We start from the raw sequence: 25,156 nt of genomic DNA, 5'->3' as shown, positions 1-25,156 counted from the left end.
CATGTACCAGGAAGCCATCTCCCAGGGATTTGTCAGCCTGAAGTGGAAGTTTCTGGCCATCTTCGGCGTGTTGCTGCTCCTGCTGCTGGCCACCTTTGCCCTGTTCAGTCATTACAATCTGCAACAGCAGTACGAAGGGCAGCGCGCCCTGGAGCAGACCCGTGCCCTGGAACAGTTGGAGGGGCTTTCCCAGCAGTCTCATGCGGAGTTGCTGAGTCTGGCCCATCTGGTCCCCGCCTTGTCCGGCGTGCGCGAGGCCTTGCAGGCGGGGGACGTCAGCCAACTGGAAGCGGCCTTTCGCCCGCTCTGGGCATCATTGCAGATGGACGCGGATCTGGCACTGGCGGCGTTTCTGGATGCCGATGGGGAAGTCATGCTGCAATCCAGTGTGGGGGTGCCATCTTGCGAGGACTGCCCCAAGATGCGGGGGGCCGTCGACCAGGTGCTTGCCACTGAACGGCCGCTGGTGTTCACCCACTGCCAGGGGCTGTGCCTGACCAAGGCCGTGGCGCCGATCCTGGGGGAGGAGGGGACCCTGGGCGCCATCGTGCTGGGCCGCACCCTGGGTGATCTGGTGCTCGCCTTCCAGGGAATCTCGCAGCTGGATATTGCCCTGATCGAGGATCCCGAGGGCAAGGCACTGCCGGATGGGACGCTGGACCTGCGTCCCCAGAGCCAGGGGGGGCAGTTGGTGGCCCTCACCCGGCAGGATGTGTTGCGGCCGCTGCTGGAGGACAAGACGTTGGTGCAGGTAAAAAGCACCATGGAGAGGCGGGGGCGTCGAGAGGCGGTGCTGGGGGATCGCTCTTTCGAAATGATGCCCTTCGACCTGCCAGGAACCCACCCGGAGGATCGCGTCCTGGCGGCCGTGATCTCGGACGTCACCGAGGCCCGAAGACAGATCGCGGCGGCCCGCTGGCAGAACCTGTTCATCGGTCTGGCCGGGCTGATGGTCTTCATGCTGGCTGTGGTGGCCCTGACCCGGCAACCCCTGGCACGATTGCGGCGTGTGGCCGGGTTGCTTCCCCTGCTGGCGGAGCATCGCTTCGCGGCAGCCCGGGAGCAGCTGGATCTTTCCCGTCGTCCGCGACTGCCCGATGAACTGACCCTGCTGGAGCGCATCACCCTCGGCCTGGCGGATCGCCTGGAGTTCCTGGAACGGGACGTGCAGCGTAAGAACCGATCCCTGACCGAAAAGATGCACGAACTGTCGGTGGAGCGTGAGCGCTACGAGCTGGCGGCCGCCGGGGCCAACGATGGTCTGTGGGACTGGAACCTGGACACCGACCGCATCTATTTCTCGCCCCGCTGGAAGGCCATGCTGGGTTGCCGGGATGTGGACCTGGGGGACTCCCCGGAGGCCTGGTTCGTGCGTGTGCATCCCGACGACGTGGCCAGTCTGAGGCGGGACGTGAAGGCCCACCTGGAGGGACGCAGTGACTGGCTGGAGAGTGACCAGCGTGTGCTGCATGAGCATGATGGCTACCTGTGGATGCGCTTTCGTGGCCTGGCGGTGCGTGATGACGAGGGGGTGGCCCATCGTATGGCCGGCTCCATGACGGACATCACTGAGCAGCGGCGTATCCAGGAGCGGCTCAGGCACGATGCCTTGCATGATGGCCTCACCGGCCTGCCCAACCGGACCCTGTTCCTGGACCGGCTTACACAGGCCATTTATCGGGCCCGTCGTGCCGATTTCGAGTTTGCGGTGCTGTTCCTGGACCTGGACGACTTCAAGACCATCAACGACTCCCTGGGGCATGCCATGGGGGACCGGGTGCTGGTGCAGGCGGCTGAGCGGTTGCGGCGGTTGCTGCGTCCTGGCGACACCGTGGCGCGCCTGGGGGGCGATGAATTCACGGTGCTGCTGGAGGATTTGCCCGACGAAGACGAAATCCACAAGGTGGTGCAACGCATCCGCGACGCCATGGCCGAACCCATCCGGGCGGGAGATGAGGAGCTGTTCATCACCTTCAGCATGGGGATCGCCAAGAGCACGGATGAGGATCTGCGTGCCGATGAGCTGCTGCGCAACGCCGATACGGCCATGTACCAGGCCAAGTCCCGGGCCCGGGGCGGTAGCGCCTTTTTCAATACCGCCATGCACACGCGTGCAGTGGAGCGGCTCAACCTGGAAAACGCCATGCGCAGGGCGCTGGAGCACAATGAGTTCCAGCTCAATTATCAGCCCCTGGTTGCCCTGGAGACGGGGCGTCTGGTCGGATTTGAGGCCCTTGCCCGCTGGCGGAGCGCCGACGGCAAGGCCGTTCCCCCGGATGTGTTCATCCCCGCGGCCGAGCACAGTGGCCTGATCCTGCCCCTGGGGCGCTGGGTCATCCGGGAGAGCGTGGCCCAGGCGGCCCGCTGGCATCTGGAACGCAGCGCCGTCGGCGCCCCCTGTCTGCCCGTGAATGTGAACGTGTCGGGCAAGCAGTTGCGGGATCCGGAACTGGTGTCTGTGCTGGCCGCAGCTCTGGAGCACCATCAGATACCCGGGGCCTGCATCAAGGTGGAACTCACCGAGTCGGCCCTGATCGAGAATGCCGCCCAGGCCCTGGAGGTCATGGAGGGCCTGAAGGCCATCGGCGTGTCCCTTTGCATTGATGATTTTGGCACCGGTTACTCCTCCCTGAGCCAGTTGCGCGACTTTCCCTTCGATGTGGTCAAGATTGACCGTTCATTCGTGCGTCGTCTGAGTGTGGATGCCGGCCACGCCGCCATCATCCAGGCAGTGATTTCCATCGCCGGCGCCCTTGACAAGATCGTTGTGGCCGAAGGTATCGAGACAGTCGGTCAGGCTGCACATCTGCGTGAGTTGGGATGCCAGGTGGGGCAGGGTTATCTGTTTGCCCCGGCCCTGGCGGAAGGCCCTGCCCGGGAATTGGTGCAATCCGACCGCGTGTACCCGCTGTCATGATCGAGCGCGGGGCTGGGTGCAGGGCATGGCGCCCACGCCGGGGATCTGGGATGATGTCGCCGACCCCCTGGCGGAGGATTCTGCTTGACTATCCCGAATCTGGACTCGGTGCGAACGCGGCTGAGTGAACTCAAAGAGGAGCATCGTGCCCTGGACGAGGCCATTGAGCGCCTGTCCGAAGGGCCGTTCGTGGATCAGATCCGCCTGACCCGGCTGAAGAAACGCAAGCTCATCCTGAAGGACTCCATCGCTCGACTGGAAAGCCAGTTGATCCCCGATCTCAACGCCTGAGGGCCAAGGAAACCAGGGGCCGTGGGGGTGCCCCCCGGTCGCCCAAGCCCCAACGCCATCGCGGGCCCCGGGACACACCCACAGGTCTGCCCCGGGTTTTGTCAGCCCCAGGTGTCCGCCGTGATGCTGTCGTACCACCCCTGGGCGTAACGGGCCTCCTGGCGCCGGAAGGCATCGCTGGCTTCAGAGGGACTTACGCCGCCTGAGCCAGGCACTCCGGCGATACCGCCATCCTCGAAGCGATACACCGCCGCCACCGTGATGCCGTAATCGGGGCCGATCAGGCTGTAGCAGGTGTTCACCGTGGACAGGGGCAGCATGTCCTGGTCGTTCATGGCCCGCACGATGGCCGCTGCCACCGCCTTGCCCTGGGTGTTGGCCGAGTGTCCCGACTTGGGCATGGCGCCGGCGATGCAGGCATCCCCGATCACGAAGATGTCCTCGTGCTTGTCTGACCGGAAGGTGAGCTGATCCACCGGGCACCAGCCCGTGTCGTCTGCCAGGCCGGCCTCCCGGGCGATGGCACCCGCCTGCTGTGACGGCACGAAGTTGAGTACGTCGGCGCGGAAGCGGGTCAGTCCCCCGTCCGAATACACGGTGCGTGTCTCGGGGTCCACCTGCTCCACCTGGCCACCCTGGGAACTGGGCACCCATTCGATCATGTCCCCGTAGAGGCGTTCCCAGCCGGCCATGAACAGACCCTGCTTGGAGAAGTTCTCCTTGTTATCAAGGATGATGACCTTGGAGCGGGGTTTGTGCTGCTTGAAGTAGTGGGCCACCATGCTGGCCCGCTCATAGGGCCCTGGGGGGCAGCGGAAGGGATTGCCCGGAGCCACCAGCACGAAGACCCCGCCATCGTCCATGGCGCGCAACTGATCCCTGAGGATGCGGGTTTGCTCACCCGCTTTCCAGGCATGGGGGATGTCCCGGGAGACCGCCTCGCTGTAGCCTTCCACCGCGTCGAAGCGGAAGTCGATCCCCGGGGAGACCACCAGTTTGTCGTAGGAAAGGGTGTCTCCCCCGGCCAGGCGTACCTGCCTGGCATCGGGATCAATGGCAGTGACCGTATCCTGCACGATATTCACATCGTGCCGGTCCTTCAGCGCCCCGTAGGTCTGCGCGATGTCGTCCATTTCGGCCAGGCCGCCGAGCACCCAGTTCGAGCCAAAGCAGGTATGGTAAGTGGCCTTGGGCTCCACCAGGGTGACCTGAATGCCGGGGTTGAACCGTTTCAGGTATTTGGCCGTGGTGGCGCCTCCGGGGCCGCCCCCCACAACCACCACGTTGGGGCCGCGACGGCGCGCTCCCGGCATGGTGCCGCAGGCGGCCAGTGCAGTGGCGGCTCCCCCGGCCCCCAGTGCACGGAGAAAGTTTCTGCGTGAAAATCGCTGTTGCATGATGTGAAGCCCCCTGCTTGTTATTGTCGGCTCAGGTATTCGGCGATGAGTTCGATTTCCTCATCGGTGTAGCCGGTGGCATGACGATCCATGACCGTGGCCGGACGCCGGCCATCACGGAAGGCCTTCATCTGATTGATCATGATCTCGGGGGGATACCCGTAGATGCTGGGCATGGATCCGGCGCTGTGTCCGTCGGTGCCATGGCAGGCAAAGCAGGTGGTGGCCATCAGTTCGCCCCGGGTGACGTCCGCCTGGACTACCGATACGGCGCCGATGGCAGCCAGGGCCAGGGTGGCGGATGTAATGTGTTTGCGTATCATGACGGGCAAGCTTCTCCAGGTGTTTGGTCTTCTCGTCTGAGGCGGCCGACCCTTGGGTGGCTACCTAAATTCAATATCAGCATATCCTTAGAAGCAATCCGGGTCCAATCGCGAATTACTTGCGATGGATCAATATATAGCCAGGTATGGCGATTGATCCAATATGGATAAATGAGGTTATAAGAACCTATTGTCATGAATGCCCTGTCCGCCAAGTTGCCGGACCGTGCCAGCCCTTGGGAGTCTTGAAGAGATGGAATCGGATCGGCGTCAGCATCCCCGTCTGCCAGTGGAGGTGGCGGTGGAATTGTTTCGTGAGGGTCGCCCCGCCCGCAGGGTTCAAACCCGTGATCTGAGCGGCAATGGCGTGTTGCTGCTGGTCGCAGGTGAGGATGCCCCGGTGATGGGGGAGCGGATCCAGGTGCGTGTGGAGGGTGCCCTGGGGGATGGTGAGGCACCGCCCCTGGTTCATGGGCGTGTGGTGCGAGTGGGTGATCGTGAGGTGGCCGTGGCGTTCATTGATGAATGAATGCCCGCATCAATACCGCCCGGGCGTGTCGGCGGGCCTGACCTTGAACCGCTTGTAACTCCACATGTACTGCTCGGGACATTGCCGTATGAGCGCCTCGGCCGCATGATTCACTGCTGTTGCGGCCACCTGCGGGTCCTGGTCGTAAATGGCCTCTGGCGCCGGGATGCACCGGTATCGATAGCCCAGGCCCCGGGGCAGGCGTTCGGCAAAGGCGAAGACCACCGGCGTGTGGCGGTGGGCCGCCAGCTTGGGCAGCAGGGTCATGGTCATGGCTGGCTGGCCAAAGAAGGGTGCAAACACCCCCTGAGCCCCCTTGGGGGTCTGATCCGGCAGCATGCCGACGATTTCCCCCCGGGCCAGGGCTTCCTTGATCAGGCGGATGCCGCGGCGGTCCGTGGGTACCAGTTGGGCACCGGTGGCCTGGCGCGCCTCCCGCAGGGGGGCATCCAGGGCCTGCATGCGTGGCGGGCGGTAGAGGTTGGTCATGGGGCCGAAGCTCACGGCCTGTAATCCGGAATATTCCCAACTGCCCAGATGCGGCGATACGAAGAAGGCCCCCCGACCCTGTGTCAGGGCCTCGGTCAGGTGCGCTTCGCCCTCGCCGGCCTGGCGCAGGGCCGCGATCCGTTGCGGCCCTGCATGCCACAGCCAGGGGGCTTCCGTGAGGGTCTTGCCCGTTTCCATCAGGCTGGCCCGGGCCACGCGCCGATGCCAGCCGGCGTCCTGCTCGGGAAAACACAGTCCCAGATTGATCAGCGACACGCGCCGAAGGTCAGTACGCAATCCCCAGGCAAGCCACCCCAGGCCCGCCCCCAGGGCGTGATTGACCCTCAGAGGCAGGCGGGCCAGCAGGGCGAAGGCCAGCCGGATCAGGGCTTCCATGAAACAACCGCCTCCGTTGGGTTGGCGGCGCCAGGTGCGTCGGCCTCATCCGCCTGGGGCACGTCATCCAGGCCCACGGACATCAGCGGCATCAAGGTGCGCACCAGGCTCTTGAAGAGATGGGGGTTATCGGCCTCCTCCCGGGCCAGCAAGGCCTTCATGCGCGGGCGTTGGGTGGGCGTGCCGTAGCGGGTGGGACAGTTCTCGTCCTGGATGGGCAGTGCGGCGGCGTGGGCAAAATCCTGGATCTGACGCTCTCGCGCATAGACCAGTGGGCGGATCACCCGCAGGTCACCGCTTTCAATCCGGTAATGAGCTTTCATGGTCTTCAGGCGCCCTCCGTTGAAGGCGCTCATGAGAAAACTCTCGGCCAGGTCATCCAGGTGCTGGCCCAGCGCGATCGCCGTATATCCGTGCTCCCGGGCGGTGCGGTAGATCAGTCCACGGCGCATGCGCGAGCAGAAGGCACAGTAAGAATGGTTGTCCAGATGCTTTTCGGCCCGCTCCAGGATGGGCTCGCTCACGTAGTGGTAGGGCACCTTCAGGTCATCCAGATAGGGAATCAGCGCTCGTTTGTCGGTCAGGCCGGTCTGGGGGTCGATGGTGACCGCGCCCAGTTCAAAACGCACCGGTGCCCGGGCCTGAAAGTACAGCAGCAGATGCAGCAGGGTGAGTGAATCCTTGCCTCCCGAGAGCCCCAGGAGCAGTCGATCCCCTTCGCGGATCATGCGAAAATCGCCGATGGCGCGGCCGGTGCAGCGGATGAGAGAGCGGGAAGGGCGTGTGGGCTGGGTCATGGCTGACCGACGATAACCACTGGGTGGGCGGTGGGCAAGCCCGGGGAAGACCGCTGCGTCTTGCGGGCAAAAAAAACCCTCGCCATCCCTGACGAGGGCCATGCCATCCTGGCATAAGGTGATTGAAGCGGCGTCCTTGCCTCCCAAGTGGATTCTTTCCACGCCTGGCTGGTGTCAATCCTTGATCCCGGCAATCCAGGGTTCCTTGCCCGGCGCGTCTTGCACCATGGGGAATATGATCCCACACGAAGTGTCGGGTCTGTAACGCCTGAAAAGCCCTTTTTTGCCGTTTTGCGGGTTTTTTCTGTAGGGATTTTCCTACACGGCGTCGTCGCCCCGAAAACCTCCTGTTTTTGCTCCCTCACGCCAGTCGATGCCTGGTCTCATGGCGCTGCCCCAGGGCGCCGCCTGGCCGGGGCCTCAATGCCACCATTTCTTGAACTCTCCAACACATGGATCGTGTCATTACTTTTAAAATACGGGTCAGTATTTTCCCTTCAGCGGTGAGCGCCCATGCCCAGCGATCTTCTTTACCCCAGCATCCAGCCCCATGGTTCCCAGCAACTGAGCGTGGACAACACTCATCGTCTGTACCTGGAGGAGTGTGGCAACCGCTCGGGGTTGCCGGTGATCTTCCTCCATGGCGGGCCGGGCGCTGGTTGTGATGTGTGGCACCGGCGTTTCTTCGATCCCGCCCGGTACCGGATCGTGCTGTTTGATCAGCGAGGCTGCGGCCGTTCCACCCCTCACGCGAGCCTGGAGAACAACACCACCTGGGATCTGGTGGACGACATGGAGCGCATCCGCGAGCACCTGGGCATCGATCGCTGGGTCGTCTTCGGTGGTTCCTGGGGCTCCACCCTGGCCCTGGCCTATGCCCAGCGCCACCCGCAGCGGGTGCTGGGCATGATCCTGCGGGGGATCTTCCTGTGCCGGCGCCAGGACATCCAGTGGTTCTATCAGGATGGCGCCGGGCGACTGTTCCCGGATTACTGGGAAGACTATCTGGAGCCCATTCCCGAGGCAGAGCGTGATGACATGGTGGAGGCATACTATCGTAGGCTCACCAGCGATGACGAGGTGGCGCGCATGGCGGCCGCCAAGACATGGTCTCAATGGGAGGGCCGGGCCGCCACCCTGACCACCGATCCACGCGTGGTGGCGCATTTCCAGGACCCTTATGTGGCCCTGAGTCTGGCCCGGGTTGAATGCCATTACTTCAAGCACCTGTGCTTTCTGGAGCCGGACCAGTTGCTCCGTGATGCCCATCTGCTCGCCGATATCCCGGGCACCATCGTGCATGGCCGTTACGATGTGGTCTGTCCCGTGGATCAGGCCTGGGCCCTGCACAAGGCATGGCCGGTGGCGGATCTGCATATCGTGCCCGATGCCGGTCACTCCGCCAGCGAGCCAGGGATCACCCGCGAACTGGTGGCCGCCACCAACGCCCTGGCGGATCGTCTGGCATGATCGGCCTGCTGCAGAGGGTGACGCGCGCCAGCGTGGAGGTGGACGGTCAAACAGTCGGGTCCATCGACGTCGGCCTGCTGGTGCTGGTGGGGGTGGAGCGGGGCGATGGCCCCGCCCAGGTCGAACGCCTGCTGGAGCGACTGCTGGGTTACCGGGTGTTCGAGGATGCCGAGGGTCGCATGAACCTGTCCGTCCGCGATATCCAGGGTGGCCTGCTGCTCGTACCCCAGTTCACCCTGGCCGCCGACACCCGCAAGGGCATGCGCCCCAGTTTCACCCCTGCCGCCCCGCCCGAGGAAGGCGAGCGTCTGTTCAATGAGCTGGTGAGCCAGGCCCGTCACGCCTGGCCGCATGTCGCCACGGGCCAGTTCGGAGCCCATATGGCCGTCTCGCTCATCAATGATGGGCCGGTCACCTTGTCGTTGCGGGTTCCGCCCGCTGACCCTCACGCATGAAGGTGGTGAGTCACCCCTGATGCCGAAAAGCTGGTGAGGGTGAGTCACCCAGACCCTCTCCCCTGGTGACCTTTTGATCGCCCCTGCTTGCGATTGATCAATAGTTACCCGGGCTCGTCTCGAATGACCTCATAAAAAAACAGCGTAATCAATCCATTACCATTTATATGGTTTTGGCACGACTCCTGCTGCTCCTCTCACCGAAGGCTGGTCCGTCCGCTGAATCGCCCCCGAGCGACCCGCTGCCGGGGGGGGATCTCCAACAACAAAGGACCAGACATCAGAGGGGGAAGTAATGAGGCAATGGCTGATTTTGATCGTCGCGGCCGTGGCGCTGGCGACCGCGGGCCCGGCTACGGTCTGGGCGATCGAGGCGGATCCCGAACGACCGATCCGGGGAGTGGACAAGATCCCGGAGGTGGTGGTGGACCGCACCGCGCAGATCGAGGAGCACGTTCAGCGCATCTTCAATTCGCCCCACGCGTTCACGGCCGATGAGCGCACGCCGTTCTCCCAGGGCATGTGCAACGCCTGCCACGGCCCGGGGATGGAAACCCTCTTCAATATCGAAAAGGAGAGCCCCGAGCGTCTTAACCAGCCCTGCCTGAGCTGTCATGAAGAGGGGGCGCGTCGCCACTGGAAGGGCAGCACGCACGAATTCTCCGGCCTGGCCTGCGTGAACTGTCACGCCATGCACAACGAGCGCCCCAGGCTGCTCAAGGCCGACACCCAGATGGAGGTCTGCGGTAGCTGTCACCTGGACCGTCGGGCCGACTTCGGCAAACCCTCCCATCACCCGGTCCCGGAAGGGATCATGGAGTGCACCGACTGCCACAATCCCCATGGCACGCCCGGCCCCAACAAGCTGGTGGGGCACACGATCAACGAGACCTGTTTCAACTGCCACGCCGAGAAGCGCGGGCCTTTCCTCTGGGAGCACAACCCGGTCCGGGAGTCCTGCGTGACCTGCCACGACCCCCATGGCTCCATTCATCGCCCCCTGCTTCAGGCCCGATCGCCCGGTCTGTGCCAGCAATGCCACCTGGGCACTCATTCCGACGTGGGTCTGAGTGCGGCCCGCATGGACTTCCGTGTACAGGGGCGCAGTTGCCTCAATTGCCACAGCCAGATCCACGGCACCAACCATCCCCGCGGCCATGTCTTCAAGGAGTGATGGCGCGGGTGACGGCAACCGGGGGACGAGAGGAGAACACCTCATGCATGCATCACGAAAGACGGCTCTGATCATGGGCCTGTGTGCCCTGGGTCTGATCCCTGTTCCGGCCTGGGCCCAGCCTGACGACGAAGTGCGCGAAGCCGCCCAGGAGGCCGCGGCGGCCATTGCCGATCGGCCCGGCGTGGAGCACACGGTGCGGCGGGAGGTTCGTCTGGGGCTGGGGTATCTGGATAACGACTCCTTCCGTCTGGGGCGCTTCACCGGAGTGAACGAGGAAGGGTGGTTTCTGGACATGGGCTTCCTGCTCCAGGGGCAGGATGCCCAGAACAGTGAAAGTGCCCGCTACTGGCGCCTGGAGGGCCGCAATCTGGGGCTGGATTCACGCAGCCTGCGTCTGGATGCCGGCGACCAGGGGCGTTACAGCAGCTTCTTTTACTACCGGGAAATCCCCAACACCCTCTACCGGAATCTGGGCACCCCGTATCGGGGCAGTGGGTCCGGCAATCTGCGCCTGCCCGAGGACGGCGGGCGGGAAGTGGCCGACGCCTTCCTGACCGAGCGCACCCTGGGCACCTCGCGCCAGGGCCTGGGCGCCGGTGGACGCGTCAACCTGGATACCCGCTGGCGAGCCAGCACGGCCGTGCATCACGAGCGCAAGGACGGAACCATCATCCGCGGCGTGAACAACAATCACTTCTGGACCCAGGAGCGTTCCTCCCTGGTGCCGGTGCCGGTGGATTACGAGACCACCCGGTTCGAGGCGGATGTCACCTATGACGGCGACGAACTCCAGGGCCGCCTGGGTTACCAGCTATCCGTCTTCTCGCAACGGGACGGCCACAGCCTGGACGTGCCCGATGCCACGCGCCCGGACTGGTCGGGAGCGGGGGATGCGGTGGGCACCGTCAGCCTGGAGCCGGACAATCAGTTCCACCAGGTGACCGGTTCGCTGGGCTACAGCTTCAGCGATACCGGTCGTGTGGGGGCAGACGTGGCCCTGGGACGCATGACCCAGGATGAACGTTTCGTCGAGGATGTGGCGGGGCTGCCCGGATCACTGAACGGACGCATCAACACCACGCTGGTAAACCTTCGAGCCAGTGGTCGGCCCCATCCGCGCGTCAACCTGAGGGCCGGTTATCGCTACGACGACCGGGACAACCGCACCAATGCCTACGAATACGAACTGGATAACCGTGTGGTGGCCACCCGCCCGGTCAGCTACACCCAGAACCGCTACCACCTGGATGCCAGCTACCGGGTGCAGGACCGTACTCACCTGAACCTGGGCGTGGTCCGGGACGAGCGTGAACGCACCTTCTCCGACCGCAAGGATACCGACGAGACCGCCTACCGGATCGGCGTGCGCAGCCGGGCACTGCCCCGAACCAGCCTCAACGTGGAACTGGGCTACGCCGAACAGCGGGGTTCCCAGTACGAGCGCGAGACCGGCCCCGAGGAGTTGCGTCAGTATTATCTGGCCGACCGGGACCGGCGTACCGCCAGCGCCTATGCCAGCTTTCACGTCACCGACCGCATCCAGGTGACCCCGCGCGTGCAGTGGATCGACGATGACTACACCCGCTCGGAACTGGGCCTGCAGCAGGCCGAACGCCAGGTGTGGGCCGTGGACCTGTCCTGGGTGCCCACTGATCGGATCACCACCTACGGCTTCTATGCCTATGAACGCACCGAGGCCCGCCAGGCGGGACGCGAGGCTCTGGCGTTTGCTGACCCTCGAAACTGGCGTTCCGACCGTGACGACGAGTCCGTCACCCTGGGGGTGGGGGGCGAGTACGACCTGAGGCCCGACCGGTTCACTGTGGGCGCCGAGGTCCTGCATGTGGAAACCTCCGGACGCCTGCGCACCCTGGTGGAGGGCGGCGGAGGGGGTGTTTATCCCAGCCTGGATAGCCGACTCACCCAGTTCAGCCTCTACGGGGATTACAGGGTGAACGAGAACCTGGATTTCCGTCTGCGCTACATGGTGGAGCGCTACCGCGAGAAGGACTGGGGAGTCGATGGCGTGGGCGTGACCGGCGTGGGCAACCTGATCCTGCTGGACCAGGATAGCCCCGATTACACCACGCATCTGATCGCCGGCGCCCTGCGCTACCGGTTCTGAAAACAACAAAGACCCTCTCCCGCTGACTGGGAGCGGAGTCACTTGATAGCCCCTCTCCCGCTGGCGGGAGAGGGGTTGGGGTGAGGGCCACACACCATGTCTTACCAACAACACTCAGGCAACGCACGCCAACCCTGGCCGCAAGACCGTCAAGACCCGGAGGTGGGGAGCATGTCATCCATGACCGATGATTTCATCCGATCACGATCGGCGAACCGGCGTACGCCACGCGCCCTGGTCACCCTTTTGCTGGCGACCCTTGCCCTGATCCTGGCGGGTTGTCTGCCCAGCGACGACGGCTTCGATGGTTCAGTGGATGAACCCACCACCACGCCCGTGGCCACCGCGCCGGCGGAGGGGCTCGGTCTGAGCATTACCAGCGCCAGCGTTGGCGAGGACGGACACCCGGTGGTGGAGTTCACACTCCTGGACGATACGGGTGTACCCATCACGGATCTGGAAAATGCCAGCTTCACCTTCGCCAAGCTGGCACCGCGTAGTCGGTATGGTGTGGGTTACGACTGGGTGAATTACATCACCCGGGAAAGGCAGGTGAATCCCACGGGCTGGGCGCACGCCGTTTCCGACAACAACCCCGACGGCGCTCCCATGTTCGGCAATGCCATCCAGGGGGCCGTGGAGAACAGCAACAACGGCACACTCGAGAACCTGGGCAATGGCGAGTATCGCTATACCTTCAGTCTGGATGTGAATGCCGCGAGCCGCACCATCAGGGGCGACAATCTTGCAGATTTATGGCGCTGTGTGGAAGACGGTTCACACGATGGGCACGAATTTTCCGATGACCTGGGAAGGGACGTGCGTTGCACCTGGGCAGATGGCACCACCCTGCCGAGGGGCGTGCGCATCGAGGGCTCCGGCGAAACCCTCACCTATACGGTGGATTACAATCCGGAGTGGACTCACCGCGTCGGCATGCAACTGGGCGGTGGCCTGCCCGCCACCAACGCCTGGTTCGACTTCATCCCGGCCACCGGCGAGACCCCCATGCACGGCGTGGACGCTACTCGCGACATCATCTCCCTGGAGAGTTGCAACACCTGCCACGACGGCACCCTGGCCAAGCATGGCGGCAATCGGGTGGAGCCCCAGTACTGCGTTACCTGCCACAATCCGGGCAGTGTCGATCCGGTCAGCGGCCGCAGCGTCGATTTCAAGCAGATGGTGCACAAGATCCACCGGGGGGAGACCCTGCCCAGCGTGCGTGCTGGCGTCCCCTACTTCATTCGCAACAACAACTTCAGCAATCTGCGTTTCCCCCAGGCCGTGCATGAGGATGGTGACGTTGATTCGGTTACGGGACATCCTCCGCAGGGTGTTGACAGAGAAGGGCGGGCCCTACCAAGAACGGCATCGCGAGGGATCGACAATTGCGTGAAGTGCCACATGGGGCAAGAGACGCATGATGAACTCGTCCTGGTTGCTGGTGGCGAGGATCGACTTGCTCGTCAGCAACTGGCCGTGGTGACTCCGGACGGCGATAACTGGCACGAAGGCGGCTCTCGTACTGTTGAGGTATGTGCATCCTGCCATGACAGTGTTTTCTGGCTGAGTGACGATAATTTGCATTCAGGCGGCAACACGACGGCCAACAGTGCTGAAGATGATCGACTTCCTGCAATGCTGGCTGCAGTGTTTGGAGCATCTAATGCGGGGCCTCGAGGTGACTGGCGGACAGGTCATCGCCATGACGTGGAAGCGCCAGAGCCAGAGACGGGTGAATCTTGGGATAATGTTGGATCAGCTGCCGGCCAGACTCTCTATAGTTCTGGATCAATGTGCGGAAGTTGTCACAATCAGAACGTGATCGATGACTCGGAGCACATTGGTTTGCGGGGAATTGAGCAAAATGGAATGAACCGAGTACGCATGAAGCGTGCCCATCTAAGCTTCACCCGCGCCGCCATTCGTGAGGACCAACTCACCATTCAGTTCGGCTCCGAAGGGGCCATGTTGGATCGCAAAGAGGGCACAGTCAGCTTTCGCCTGCGGGTGCGCGACGATGGTCGAAACACCTTCCTGCGCCATGATGACAACGCACGTTTCCAGTTGAGTTTTGTGGTGGGCTGGCGTGAGCAGAATGCTTCCGGGCTCATTTCAGCGGATTACACACACTCCACCGACCCCAGCTGGCCCGGAAGGACGACGGATGTGGGCTGTAATGCAGCCTGCTGGACCAACGGTGGCGATGGGTCAGCACTGACCATTTCGGAGGCAAGCAGCGGCTATTACCAGGTGACATATCAACTGCCGGACCAGGCCCGTACCAGCCTGCCCGAGCACGGCGTGGGCACCGTGGCGGTACAGAATCAGGTGGTGCCCATGGATGCGCTGGGGGATGTGGAAAGCGTCTGGGACGACGGTCGCACCCCACTGGTCAACGCCCTGCACCGCACCACCGAGTTCGCCATCGGCAACGCCGTGGCCGAGCCCCGGCGCAAGGTGGTGGATGTGGAGGAAACCTGTCGCTCCTGCCACATTCGCTTTGCCAAGCATGGCGGCAATCGTCGCAACAGCCCGGAGCTGTGCGTGCTCTGTCATAACCCGAGCAATACGGATATCTCGGCAGGTACCCAGCCCTTCATCGCCTTTGGCCGCCTGGGCAATCTCGGGATCCACGACCGTAAGTTCGAGGAGTCCAAGGACTTCAAGCGCATGATCCACCATGTACACCGTGCACAGATGGGCGGTGACGGGATTCAGCTTCGCGATAATGTCTTCGGCGGTCCGCTGGACCGGGATACACCGGCAGGTACATGGGACCCACAAGGTCCTTGGGACGGCGAGGCTCACTTCCCGGGCAGTGTGGGCAACTGCAACACCTGCCACGTGGAGGACAGCTACCAGCTGCCCCTGCAGGCGGGTGTGATCGGCTCCAGCATCCGCACCTTCGACTGGGATAACGCCAACTTCACCAACGCTGGAACCGATCAGTTCGGTGCCGACAACAACGTGACGGATATCCACCAGCACGAACGGTTCAGTCCCATCGCCTCGGTCTGCACCTCCTGTCATACCGACGAAGCCTGGCTGCGTGACCATATCCTGCAGCGCGGTGGCTCCGTCACGGCCACCCTGGACAACCCGGACCCCATGCAGGAGGGCTGCGCCAATTGTCATGGCCCGGGCGGTGAGGCCGATATCAGCCGGGTACATGACGTGCGCCCCCGCTAAGGCCGGCTGAGCGATCCTCCAGGCCCCATGAGGGGTCTCCTGAGCCCCCTCGCCCGTAATGCGCCAGGGGGCTCTTTTTTGCTCGAGACGCCCAGCCTGGATGCAATCGGCGCTTGACCCCTAAAGCCACTCTGGCTATACAGGTATTTCCATTGATAATAATCAATGTGTCTTATCGGTGCGATCCTCATGCTTATACCGTAAAGGCACAAACATAAGCCATGCGGTAGTCAGCAGACATGGCGGGGCCAGGAGGAGAGCGATGGATACCATGACCGGCAATGTCATGCTGATCGGTTGGCACGGCCACGAGTGCAGGAAACTGGAGCGCTGGTTGCGTGAACAGGGCCTTGTGTTCAACCATGCGCGCCCGGAAGACGTGGTTGCTGCGGAGCGCGCCTCAGTGGCACTCGTTCGGGAGAGCGGGGCAGAGGCTCCGGGGTTGCCACGTCTTGAAGCCGTCATGGAATCCAGCAGGGCCCAGCCGACCATTCTGGTGGGGGATGGGCTTGCGCCCGAACAGGTGATCCTCGCCGCCCGACTGGGCGCCCTGGATGTGCTGACCGAACCTCTTTGCCGCGACCAACTCAGGAAGGCCATCGGCGAAGCCCGCATGAGCTGCCTGGACAGCACCGACGCGGACGTGCTGCGGGAGGATTGCCCGGCGATACTCGGCACGTCTTCGCAGATCCTCAGTGTTTACAAGCAACTGGGTGTTGCCGCCTCCAACGATCTCAACGTGCTTCTCACGGGAGAAACGGGGGTGGGCAAGGAGGTTTCCGCCCATTGCATACATCGTCATTCCGTCCGGGCCCATCGGCCCTATGTGGCCATCAACTGCACCGCGATACCCGAAGGGCTGCTGGAGGCGGAGATGTTCGGTTATGCCCGTGGAGCCTATACCAACGCGATTGCGGATGGTGTGGGCCGGATCGAGTCGGCCCACGGGGGCACGCTGCTGCTGGATGAGGTGGGCGACATGCCCATGGCCTTTCAGGCCAAGTTGTTGCGCTTCCTGGAGGACCGGCAGTTCCATCGTCTGGGCGACTCCGAGCCCCGGGCCGCCGATGTACGCGTCATTGCCGCCACCAACCGCGATCTGGAGCAGGACGTGGAGGCTGGGCGATTCCGCCGAGATCTCTATTATCGGCTTTCTCAGTTACCCATCCACATCCCGGCCCTGCGCGAACGGACCGACGATGTTCGGGCCCTGCTGCGCGCCTTTGTGTCGGACGCCAACCTGAAGTTGGGTCTCCATATTACCGACATCTCCGAGCAGGCTCAGGCGGAGGCGGTGGCCTATCACTGGCCCGGGAACGTGAGGGAGCTAAAGAACATCGTCTATCAGGCCGCGGTACGTACCCGGGTAGGTCGCATCGACCATCTTCCACTGTTCCCTGGGACCCATACGCAAGGAGGCGACGATACCTGCTCCGAAACGGCCCTGGCAGCGCTGATTCAGCGTGCCATTGCGGGTGGGCGGGTGAGGGAAATGCTGGAGGAAGTGGAGGGGCTCGCATTGCAATCCCTGCTGGAGGCCTTCGCGGGCAACCGAAGTCGGGTGGCCGAGGAGTTGGGCATGTCACGCAATACGCTGCGCGCCCGCCTGAGGCTGCACGGGCTGCAGGTGGAGAGCCAGTAGCCGCGTCAACAAGCGGGGGCTTGATCTCCCGGAAGCGAGAAAGCCTTCAGTTTCCCTGGGGCTGATCGCCCTCGCACTGGCCCGGGCAGTTCCGGAGTTCTTCCACGGGCTGGGCGCCGGCCACCACCTGCAGGCCTTCCAGGTCGAAAATGGTGATCAGCTTGCGGTTCACCTCGATCAGGCCGGCACTCTGGAACCGGGTGAACAGCCGGCTCACGGTCTCCACCGCCAGGCCAAGGTAATTGGCAATGTCGTTGCGGGACATGGTGAGGTTGAATTCGGTGCGGGAGAAGCCGCGCATGCCCAGGCGGGTGGACAGGCTCAGGAGGAAAGCTGCCAGGCGGGCGTCGGAGGCCTTCTTGCCCAGCAGCATCATGAATTGCTCGTCGGTCTGGATCTCGCGACTCATGATGCGGAACAGCTGGTGCTGCAGCCCCGGGATGCGCACGGAGAGTTCCTCCAGGCGATCGAAGGGGATCTCGCAGATGCTGGTGGTTTCCAGGGCCCGGGCGGCGCAGGGGTGCACGCCGTCACTGATGGCATCCAGCCCCAGCAACTCGCCGGGCAGGTGAAAGCCCGTGATCTGTTCCTGGCCATCGTCGGTGAGGGTGTAGGTCTTCACCGTGCCGGAGCGCACTGCGTAGATGGAGTGCAATCGGTCACCCGGTCGGTACAGGTGATCCTTGCGTTGCAGTGGGCGGCGGCGGTTGATGATTCGCTCCAGCATCTGGAGCTCCTCATCTCCCACTCCAAGCGGCAGACAAAGGTCATGGAGGCTGCAACTCTTGCAGGCCTGCTTGAGACTGCCGAGGTCAAGAATCTTCGGGGCCGACATGTCGGTTCAACCACTCCCGCGGTGCAATGACCGCCTGAACACAACCGAAGTCAATATTGCACTTTTTTGGCACCTTACCGAAGGTGGGTGCCCAAGACAAGCAAGATGCGAATTTGTTCCCCACTGTGTTGGCGCCGGCTGTGTTAGGATGCCGCTTTACCCATCGGTCTGTCTTAGCCATGAATCCCCGCACAGCTCAGATCAAGCGAGATACCCTGGAAACCCGCGTCGACGTGCGCCTGAACCTGGACGGTCAGGGCCGCGGCGAGTTCGCCACGGGCGTTCCCTTCCTGGACCATATGCTGGATCAGGTGGCCCGCCATGGCTGCCTGGACCTGAGCATCCAGGCCGAGGGGGACCTGCACATCGACGCCCACCACACTGTCGAAGATGTGGGCATCACCCTGGGTCAGGCCTTTGCCGAGGCCCTGGGGGACAAGCAGGGCATCCGTCGCTACGGCCACGCCTATGTGCCGCTGGATGAGGCCTTGTCGCGGGTGGTGGTGGACTTTTCCGGTCGCCCGGGCCTGGAGTATCACGTGGAGTACCCCCGTGCCCGCATCGGTGACTTCGATGTGGACCTGTTCGAAGAGTTTTTCCACGGCTTTGTGAACCATGCCCGTGTCACCCTGCACCTGGACAGCTTGCGGGGGCACAACGCCCACCACGTGGCCGAGACCCTGTTCAAGGCGTTTGGGCGTGCCATTCGCATGGCCGCCGAACCGGATCCCCGCATGCAGGGGGTGACACCCTCCACCAAGGGCAGCCTGTAAATCTTTCCCAAGACCTTGCTGAAGATCCTGATCCCATGAAATTTATCGCAGTGGTCGATTACGGCATGGGCAACCTGCGTTCCGTGGTCAAGGCCCTGGAACATGTGGCCCCCGCCGATACCCGGGTGCGTCTGGTGGAAGGCGCCGATGACATCCTCGAGGCAGACCGGGTGGTCTTCCCCGGCCAGGGGGCAGCCCGGGATTGCATGGCGGCGCTGCGGGATCGGAAACTCATCCCCGTGCTCACCGAGGCAGCGACCACGCGACCCTTCCTGGGTATCTGCATGGGCCTGCAGGTGCTCATGGACCGAAGCGACGAAAATGGCGGCACCGATTGTCTGGGGCTGATCGCCGGTGGCGTGCGCCGTTTCGAGGATCATCAGGTGGACGCGCAGGGCCAGCGTCTCAAGATCCCGCACATGGGCTGGAATCAGGTTCACCAGACCCGTGCCCATCCCTTGTGGGAAGGCATCGATCAGGACAGCCGCTTCTATTTTGTGCACAGCTATCACGTGGTGCCCGCCAGTTATCAGGTGGTGGCTGGCACCACGCAGTACGGCCTGCCGTTTGCGTCGGCCGTGGCCCAGGACCATATCTTTGCCATCCAGTGTCACCCGGAAAAAAGTGCCGCCCCGGGTCTGACCCTGCTGAAGAACTTCATGCATTGGACCGGCGGCGTTTAGAGACCAACCCAGGGGATTGTGATCATGCTGGTGATTCCGGCCATCGACCTGAAAGAAGGCAAGTGCGTGCGCCTGCGCCAGGGGCGCATGGATGACTCCACGGTATTTTCCGAGAACCCGGTGGACATGGCTGCCCGCTGGGTGGACGAGGGCGCCCGACGCCTGCACCTGGTGGATCTGGACGGGGCCATTGCCGGCAAGCCCCGCAATGCGGACATCATCAGCGAGATCGTCAACCGCTTCCCGGACCTCCCGGTGCAGGTGGGCGGCGGCATCCGCGATGACGACACCGTGCAGGTCTATCTGGATGCCGGCGTGCAGTGGGTGATCATCGGCACCAAGGCGGTCAGTGCGCCCCACTTCGTCAACGACCTCTGCCTGGAATTCCCCGGCCGCATCATCGTCGGCCTGGACGCACGCAACGGCAAGGTGGCCATCGACGGCTGGTCCAAGCTCTCACATCACGATGTGGAGGATATGGCCCAGCACTTCGAGCAGGATGGCGTGGCCGGCATCATCTTCACCGACATCTCCCGGGACGGCATGATGCAGGGCGTGAATGTCGACTCCACGGTGAGTCTGGCCCGCTCGGTCAAGGTGCCCGTGTTTGCCTCCGGCGGCGTCACGTCCATCGAGGACATCCGCCGCCTGTGTGAAGTGGCCCACGAGGGGATCGACGGCGTCATCGTGGGGCGTGCCCTGTATGAGGGCGGCGTGAAACTCTCCGAGGCCCAGGCTCTGGTGGATCAGCATGCCAGCGGCTGAGGAGGGCGCAAGCCGATGCTAGCCAAGCGCATCATTCCTTGCCTGGACGTGGACAGCGGTCGGGTGGTCAAGGGCGTGAACTTCGTGGACATCCGCGATGCGGGTGACCCGGTGGAGGTGGCGCGGCGCTACGACGCCGAGGGCGCTGACGAAATCACCTTTCTGGATATCACCGCCAGTTCCGACGAGCGCGAGACCATCGTCCACGTGGTGGAACAGGTGGCTGAGGAGGTCTTCATCCCCCTGACCGTGGGCGGCGGCATCCGCAAGGTGGACGACATCCGTCGCCTGCTCAACGCCGGTGCTGACAAGGTGTCCATCAACACGGCGGCCGTGTTCAACCCGGATTTCGTGCGCGAGGCAGCCGACAAGGTGGGTTCCCAGTGCATCGTGGTGGCCATTGATGCCAAGCAGGTCTCCGCGCCGGGCGAGCCCTTGAGATGGGAGATCTTCACCCATGGTGGCCGCAAGCCCACCGGCCTGGATGCCATCGAATGGGCCCAGCGCATGGTGGCCAACGGTGCCGGCGAGATCCTGCTCACCAGCATGGACCGCGACGGCACCCGCCAGGGCTTCGATCTGCCCCTGACCCGGGCCATCTCCGATGCGGTGAGCGTCCCGGTGATCGCCTCCGGTGGGGTGGGCGAGTTGCAGCACCTGGTGGATGGCGTCACCGAGGGGCACGCCGATGCGGTGCTGGCGGCCAGCATCTTCCATTTTGCCGAGCACACGGTGGAGGAGGCCAAGCAGTTCATGCGGGCCCAGGGCGTGGAAGTCCGGCTTTGACCGGGGATGAGGGGCAGCGGCGGGCAGCTTGCACGGGTTTGCCCCTCAACCCCCCCCAAGACACTCAGTAACCTGGGGCCTTCAGCCCCGATGGCTCAGGACTCATGACACAGAATCCCCTAGACATCGTCCGCTGGAACGACCAGGGCCTGATCCCGGTCATCGCTCAGGAAAAGGGCACCGGCCAGATCCTCATGATGGCCTGGATGAATCGCGAGGCCCTGGCGCAGACCCTGGAAAAGCGCGAGGCCGTTTATTGGTCCCGCTCCCGGGGCCGACTGTGGCACAAGGGCGAGAGCTCCGGGCATGTGCAGGTGGTGCATGACATCCGCCTGGACTGCGATTACGACGCCTTGCTGCTCAGCGTGGAGCAAAAGGGCGGCATCGCCTGCCACACCGGCCGGCATCACTGCTTCTTCAACCAGTACCGGGACGGCCAATGGGTGGACGTGGACCCGGTGCTCAAGGACCCCGACGCCATCTACGGGGGAGGCAAGTCCCATGAGTGATGATCGTGTGCTGGAGCAACTGGCCCAGGTGCTGGAGTCGCGCAAGGGTGCCGATGCCTCCAGCTCCTACGTGGCCAGCCTGTACGCCAAGGGGCTGGACAGCATCCTCAAAAAGGTGGGCGAGGAGGCCACGGAGACCGTGGTGGCCGCCAAGAATGGCGAGCCGGATCAACTGGTCCACGAGATGGCCGACCTGTGGTTCCACAGCCTGGTCCTGCTGGCCCACCAGGGCCTCGGCCCACAGCAGGTGCTGGCGGAACTGGAACGCCGCTTCGGCCTCTCGGGCCTTGAGGAAAAGGCCAGCCGCCAGGGCTAAGCCCATAGGATGGGCGACCTGAAGGGGTGGTTTCTGGTATAACCGGCATATCGGCGCCTGGATTCAGGCATCCTCAAAGTCATCAGGAGGCAACACATGGGTTTTGGCGGCATCAGCATCTGGCAATTGCTCATCATTCTGGTCATCGTGGTCCTGCTGTTCGGCACCAAGAAGCTGCGCAACATGGGCGGCGATCTGGGCAGCGCCATCAAGAACTTCCGGCAGTCCGTGAAGGACGGTGAAACCGAGGGCGACACCACCGCCGGCAAACCGGGCGAGCCCGAAGAAGGCAAGCCCCTGGAAGACCAGGGCGGCCGCGTATTCGACTCCCAGGCGACCGAAGAAAAGCCCAAGGAAGGTGAACGCCAGTCCTGAAACAGCTCCCGGGCCGCCCCGCGGGGCGCCCCACGGCCACCCTCAAACGTCGGTTGACGCGCGCGCATGTTCGATTTCGGATTCTGGGAACTGATCATCATCGCCCTGGTGGCACTCCTGGTCGTGGGTCCGGAGCGCCTGCCCAAGCTGGCCCGCGAGATCGGGCGCTGGGTGGGCAAGATCAAACGCTTCGTCAGCAGCGTGCGTTCGGATATCGAACAGGAACTGCGCACCGACGAACTCAAGGCGATGCTTCAGGACCAGGAAAAGGAAATCAATCGCCTCAAGACCATGATGGAAGATACCGAGCAGGACCTGCGCCGCGAAGTGGACAAGACCCAGCACAAGGTCAAGTCCATGGAGGAAGAGATCAAGGAAGACGGCAGCGGAGACTTCCCCAAGCCCGCCGACCAGATCAAGGCCAGGGCAGAGGGTAACGCATCCCGCAACGGAAACGATCCAGACAAGCCGGCGAAGTCCCAAGATGAATCAAAAGTCTGAATCCGCCCAACCCGGCGAGGAGGGGGAGGGCACCCTGCTGTCCCACCTGTTCGAGCTGCGCACGCGACTGCTGCGCAGCGTGCTGTGCATCCTGGTGGTGTTCCTGGCCCTGTTCCCGTTCGCCAACACCATCTACACCTATCTGGCCGGGCCGCTGATGGCCCACCTGCCGGAAGGCGCCAGCATGATCGCCATCGAGGTGGCCGCACCCTTCCTGATCCCCTTCAAGCTGGTGCTGATGCTGGCCATCGTCATCTCGGTGCCCTTCCTGCTCTATCAGGCCTGGGCCTTCATCGCGCCGGGCCTGTACAAGCACGAAAAGCGCCTGGCGGTGCCGCTGCTGGTGTCCAGCACCCTGCTGTTCTACCTGGGGATGGCCTTCGCTTACTTCGTGGTCTTCCCGCTGATCTTTGCCTTCTTCACCGCATCCGCCCCGGAAGGCGTGGCGGTGATGACGGACATCTCCCGTTATCTGGATTTCATCATCCTGCTGTTCCTGGCCTTTGGCATCGCCTTCGAGGTGCCCATCGCCACCATCCTGCTGGTGGCCATGGGGTTGACCACGCCCCAGCAACTGGCGGCCAAGCGCCCCTATGTGATCGTGGGCGTGTTCATTGTCGGCATGGTGCTCACACCGCCGGACATCATCTCCCAGACCCTGCTGGCGCTGCCCATGTGGGTGCTGTTCGAGATCGGTATCATCCTCTCCCGCATCATGATCAAGAAGAAGGCCGAGGCCGAGGACAGGGATCCCGGCGATGCAACCGATGGTCCCCTGTCCGAGTCCGATATGGATGAAGAACTCGACCGTGCCGAGGCCGAGGAACGTCGCAATCGTCAACGACAGGACACCTGAATGTCGCAGTCATCCCCGAACACCCCCCGTCGTCCCACCCTGTTGATCATCATGGACGGCGTCGGGGTCAATCCCGGTAAACTCAACAACGCCTTCCATGATGCCAACACCCCGCGCCTGGACGGCTTTCTCGCCCGGAATGCCCATACGGTGATCGAGACGGCAGGCCGTGCCGTGGGGCTGCCGGACGGACAGATGGGCAACTCCGAGGTAGGGCACCTGACACTGGGTTGCGGCAGCGTGATCCGTCAGGATCTGGTGCGAATTGATGATGCCATCGAGGATGGCAGCTTCGCGGAGAACGACGCCCTGGTGGCGGCAGCAAAGGCCGCCAAATCCGCTGGTCGACCCCTGCATCTGGTGGGCCTGGTGTCCGATGGTGGCGTGCACAGTCATACCCGGCATCTGCATGCCCTGATTCGGCTATGCGGCCAGCACGGCGTCAAGCCCATGGTGCACATGATCACCGATGGCCGTGACACCGCTCCCAAGGCCTCCCCCAACTACCTGCCGGAACTGGAAGCCGTGCTCAAGGAGGTGGGCGGCAGCATCGCCACGGTCAGCGGTCGCTATTACGCCATGGATCGTGACAAGCGCTGGGACCGTGTTCAGCTGGCCTTCGATGCCATGGTGCATGGCAAGGGCGTGAAGGCATCCAATGCCCGCGCCGCCCTGAACGGTGCCCACGAGGCCGGCGAGACCGACGAATTCATCAAGCCGCGGGTGATCCAGAAGCAGGGCACCATCAAGGAGGGTGATTCGGTGGTGTTCTTCAACTTCCGCAACGACCGGCCGCGTCAGCTCACGGCGGCCCTGAGCCAGGCCGGATTCGAGCACTTCGAGCGGGGAAGCTTCCAGCCCGTCACGGTGACCTGTCTTACCCTGTACGATGCCCAGTTCGATCTGCCCGTGGCCTTCCCGCCTGAGCGCCCGGAGCTCACCCTGGCCCAGATCATCAGCCGTCAGGGTCTCAAGCAGTTCCACTGCGCCGAGACCGAGAAATACGCTCACGTCACCTTCTTCTTCAATGGGGGTGTGGAGGAACCGGCCGAGGGTGAGGACCACGTCATGATCCCGTCGCCTCAGGTGGCCACCTACGACCTGAAACCGGAGATGAGTGCGCCGGAAGTGGCCGACGCCACCATCAAGGCCCTGGAGAGCGGTCAGTACGACTTTGTGTTGGTGAACTTCGCCAATGGCGACATGGTGGGCCACACGGCGGTGTACGAGGCGGTGGTGGCGGCCGTGGAGGCCGTGGATACTCAGGTGGGCCGGGTGCTGGACGCGGCCATTGCCCAGGGGTATTCGGCCATCGTGACCGCCGACCATGGCAACTGCGAGGAACTGATCGATCCGGTGACCGGCGAACCCCACACCCAGCACAGCATGTACCCGGTGCCCTGCATGATCATCGATAAGGAGCGCTGGCGACTGATGACCGGTGCCGGGCTGAGCTCGATTGCCCCCACGGTGCTGCAACTGATGGGGCTGGAGCAGCCGGAGCAGATGACGGGGCGATCCCTGCTGCTGGAATCGGTGCCCGGTTAACGCTCA

At 63.5% G+C, this 25,156-nt stretch carries 22 protein-coding genes and 2 pseudogenes; 19 read left to right on the top strand and 5 right to left on the bottom strand.

The window, feature by feature from the left end; translation table 11 throughout:
* Position 1 precedes the first annotated feature (1 nt).
* Positions 2-2,917 (top strand): bifunctional diguanylate cyclase/phosphodiesterase, encoded by a 2,916-nt coding sequence (locus tag ECTHA_RS19110; protein ID WP_025283026.1) that lies wholly within the window; start codon positions 2-4, stop codon positions 2,915-2,917.
* 90 nt (positions 2,918-3,007) lie between these two features.
* Positions 3,008-3,208 carry a YdcH family protein gene (locus tag ECTHA_RS0113765; protein ID WP_026623812.1) on the top strand — a complete coding sequence of 67 codons (201 nt, stop codon included), beginning with the start codon at positions 3,008-3,010 and terminating at the stop codon, positions 3,206-3,208.
* 101 nt (positions 3,209-3,309) lie between these two features.
* Here ECTHA_RS0113765 and ECTHA_RS0113760 read toward each other — a convergent pair whose 3' ends face one another.
* Entirely contained in the window at positions 3,310-4,605 is a 1,296-nt protein-coding gene (locus ECTHA_RS0113760; RefSeq protein WP_025283024.1) for an NAD(P)/FAD-dependent oxidoreductase, read from the bottom strand.
* A gap of 20 nt (positions 4,606-4,625) precedes the next feature.
* Positions 4,626-4,928, bottom strand: a complete 303-nt coding sequence (locus ECTHA_RS0113755) for a c-type cytochrome (protein WP_025283023.1) — start codon at positions 4,926-4,928, stop codon at positions 4,626-4,628.
* Positions 4,929-5,181: 253 nt separating this feature from the next.
* Here ECTHA_RS0113755 and ECTHA_RS0113750 point away from each other — a divergent pair, with 253 nt between their 5' ends.
* Positions 5,182-5,457, top strand: coding sequence for a PilZ domain-containing protein (locus ECTHA_RS0113750; protein WP_025283022.1), 276 nt, complete (start codon positions 5,182-5,184; stop codon positions 5,455-5,457).
* 9 nt (positions 5,458-5,466) lie between these two features.
* On the opposite strand, the gene ECTHA_RS18400 is transcribed toward ECTHA_RS0113750, so the two are convergent.
* Positions 5,467-6,342, bottom strand: a complete 876-nt coding sequence (locus ECTHA_RS18400; protein ID WP_025283021.1) for a lysophospholipid acyltransferase family protein — start codon at positions 6,340-6,342, stop codon at positions 5,467-5,469.
* A complete protein-coding gene (locus tag ECTHA_RS0113740; protein ID WP_025283020.1) occupies positions 6,330-7,139 on the bottom strand; it encodes a PP-loop family protein in 810 nt (269 codons plus the stop codon). The genes ECTHA_RS18400 and ECTHA_RS0113740 overlap by 13 nt, the downstream gene beginning before the upstream one ends.
* A gap of 513 nt (positions 7,140-7,652) precedes the next feature.
* Between ECTHA_RS0113740 and pip the strand changes: the two genes are divergently transcribed.
* From pip to ECTHA_RS18390, 6 genes are all read left to right on the top strand, one after another.
* Positions 7,653-8,609, top strand: coding sequence for a prolyl aminopeptidase (pip, locus tag ECTHA_RS0113735; protein ID WP_025283019.1), 957 nt, complete (start codon positions 7,653-7,655; stop codon positions 8,607-8,609).
* On the top strand, positions 8,606-9,064 hold the full coding sequence (gene dtd, locus ECTHA_RS0113730; protein WP_025283018.1) for a D-aminoacyl-tRNA deacylase: 459 nt from the start codon (positions 8,606-8,608) through the stop codon (positions 9,062-9,064). Before pip ends, dtd begins: the two co-directional genes overlap by 4 nt.
* A 295-nt stretch (positions 9,065-9,359) precedes the next feature.
* Entirely contained in the window at positions 9,360-10,238 is an 879-nt protein-coding gene (locus tag ECTHA_RS18395) for a DmsE family decaheme c-type cytochrome (protein WP_025283017.1), read from the top strand.
* Positions 10,239-10,281: 43 nt separating this feature from the next.
* Positions 10,282-12,366 (top strand): MtrB/PioB family decaheme-associated outer membrane protein, encoded by a 2,085-nt coding sequence (locus ECTHA_RS0113720; protein WP_025283016.1) that lies wholly within the window; start codon positions 10,282-10,284, stop codon positions 12,364-12,366.
* A 171-nt stretch (positions 12,367-12,537) separates the two neighbouring features.
* The gene (locus ECTHA_RS0113715) at positions 12,538-15,561 is read left to right on the top strand and encodes an OmcA/MtrC family decaheme c-type cytochrome (protein WP_025280400.1); all 3,024 of its coding nucleotides are present in this window, start codon (positions 12,538-12,540) and stop codon (positions 15,559-15,561) included.
* Between the two features lie 262 nt (positions 15,562-15,823).
* Positions 15,824-17,203 (top strand): sigma-54 interaction domain-containing protein, encoded by a 1,380-nt coding sequence (locus ECTHA_RS18390; protein ID WP_025280401.1) that lies wholly within the window; start codon positions 15,824-15,826, stop codon positions 17,201-17,203.
* 46 nt (positions 17,204-17,249) lie between these two features.
* Here ECTHA_RS18390 and fnr read toward each other — a convergent pair whose 3' ends face one another.
* Positions 17,250-18,038 carry a fumarate/nitrate reduction transcriptional regulator Fnr gene (gene fnr / locus ECTHA_RS18385; protein ID WP_025280402.1) on the bottom strand — a complete coding sequence of 263 codons (789 nt, stop codon included), beginning with the start codon at positions 18,036-18,038 and terminating at the stop codon, positions 17,250-17,252.
* Positions 18,039-18,217: 179 nt separating this feature from the next.
* On the opposite strand from fnr, the gene hisB reads away from it, so the two are divergent.
* From hisB to gpmI, 10 genes and pseudogenes are all read left to right on the top strand, one after another.
* Complete coding sequence (gene hisB, locus ECTHA_RS0113700) at positions 18,218-18,811, top strand: imidazoleglycerol-phosphate dehydratase HisB (protein ID WP_025280403.1); 594 nt, start codon at positions 18,218-18,220, stop codon at positions 18,809-18,811.
* 35 nt (positions 18,812-18,846) lie between these two features.
* Positions 18,847-19,494, top strand: a complete 648-nt coding sequence (gene hisH, locus ECTHA_RS0113695; protein WP_025280404.1) for an imidazole glycerol phosphate synthase subunit HisH — start codon at positions 18,847-18,849, stop codon at positions 19,492-19,494.
* Positions 19,495-19,518: 24 nt separating this feature from the next.
* Positions 19,519-20,259, top strand: coding sequence for a 1-(5-phosphoribosyl)-5-[(5-phosphoribosylamino)methylideneamino]imidazole-4-carboxamide isomerase (gene hisA / locus ECTHA_RS0113690; RefSeq protein ID WP_025280405.1), 741 nt, complete (start codon positions 19,519-19,521; stop codon positions 20,257-20,259).
* A 15-nt stretch (positions 20,260-20,274) separates the two neighbouring features.
* On the top strand, positions 20,275-21,045 hold the full coding sequence (gene hisF, locus ECTHA_RS0113685; protein WP_025280362.1) for an imidazole glycerol phosphate synthase subunit HisF: 771 nt from the start codon (positions 20,275-20,277) through the stop codon (positions 21,043-21,045).
* 104 nt (positions 21,046-21,149) lie between these two features.
* Positions 21,150-21,554: a phosphoribosyl-AMP cyclohydrolase gene (hisI, locus tag ECTHA_RS0113680; protein ID WP_025280363.1), complete on the top strand. Its 405-nt coding sequence runs from the start codon at positions 21,150-21,152 to the stop codon at positions 21,552-21,554.
* Positions 21,547-21,870: a phosphoribosyl-ATP diphosphatase gene (locus ECTHA_RS0113675; protein ID WP_025280364.1), complete on the top strand. Its 324-nt coding sequence runs from the start codon at positions 21,547-21,549 to the stop codon at positions 21,868-21,870. Before hisI ends, ECTHA_RS0113675 begins: the two co-directional genes overlap by 8 nt.
* Positions 21,871-21,966: 96 nt before the next feature.
* On the top strand, positions 21,967-22,245 hold the full coding sequence (gene tatA, locus ECTHA_RS0113670) for a twin-arginine translocase TatA/TatE family subunit (protein WP_025280365.1): 279 nt from the start codon (positions 21,967-21,969) through the stop codon (positions 22,243-22,245).
* A gap of 66 nt (positions 22,246-22,311) precedes the next feature.
* Positions 22,312-22,567, top strand: a pseudogene (gene tatB / locus ECTHA_RS0113665) (Sec-independent protein translocase protein TatB); the annotation flags it as partial.
* Positions 22,568-22,729: 162 nt separating this feature from the next.
* Positions 22,730-23,521, top strand: a pseudogene (tatC, locus tag ECTHA_RS0113660) (twin-arginine translocase subunit TatC); the annotation flags it as partial.
* Positions 23,522-23,602: 81 nt separating this feature from the next.
* Complete coding sequence (gpmI, locus tag ECTHA_RS0113655; RefSeq protein WP_025280368.1) at positions 23,603-25,150, top strand: 2,3-bisphosphoglycerate-independent phosphoglycerate mutase; 1,548 nt, start codon at positions 23,603-23,605, stop codon at positions 25,148-25,150.
* Positions 25,151-25,156: the final 6 nt, after the last annotated feature.

It is taken from the genome of Ectothiorhodospira haloalkaliphila ATCC 51935, assembly GCF_000633935.1.
GTDB lineage: Bacteria > Pseudomonadota > Gammaproteobacteria > Ectothiorhodospirales > Ectothiorhodospiraceae > Ectothiorhodospira > Ectothiorhodospira haloalkaliphila.
Note: the sequence above shows the minus strand (reverse complement) of the source record. Positions and strands in the feature narration are given on the sequence as shown.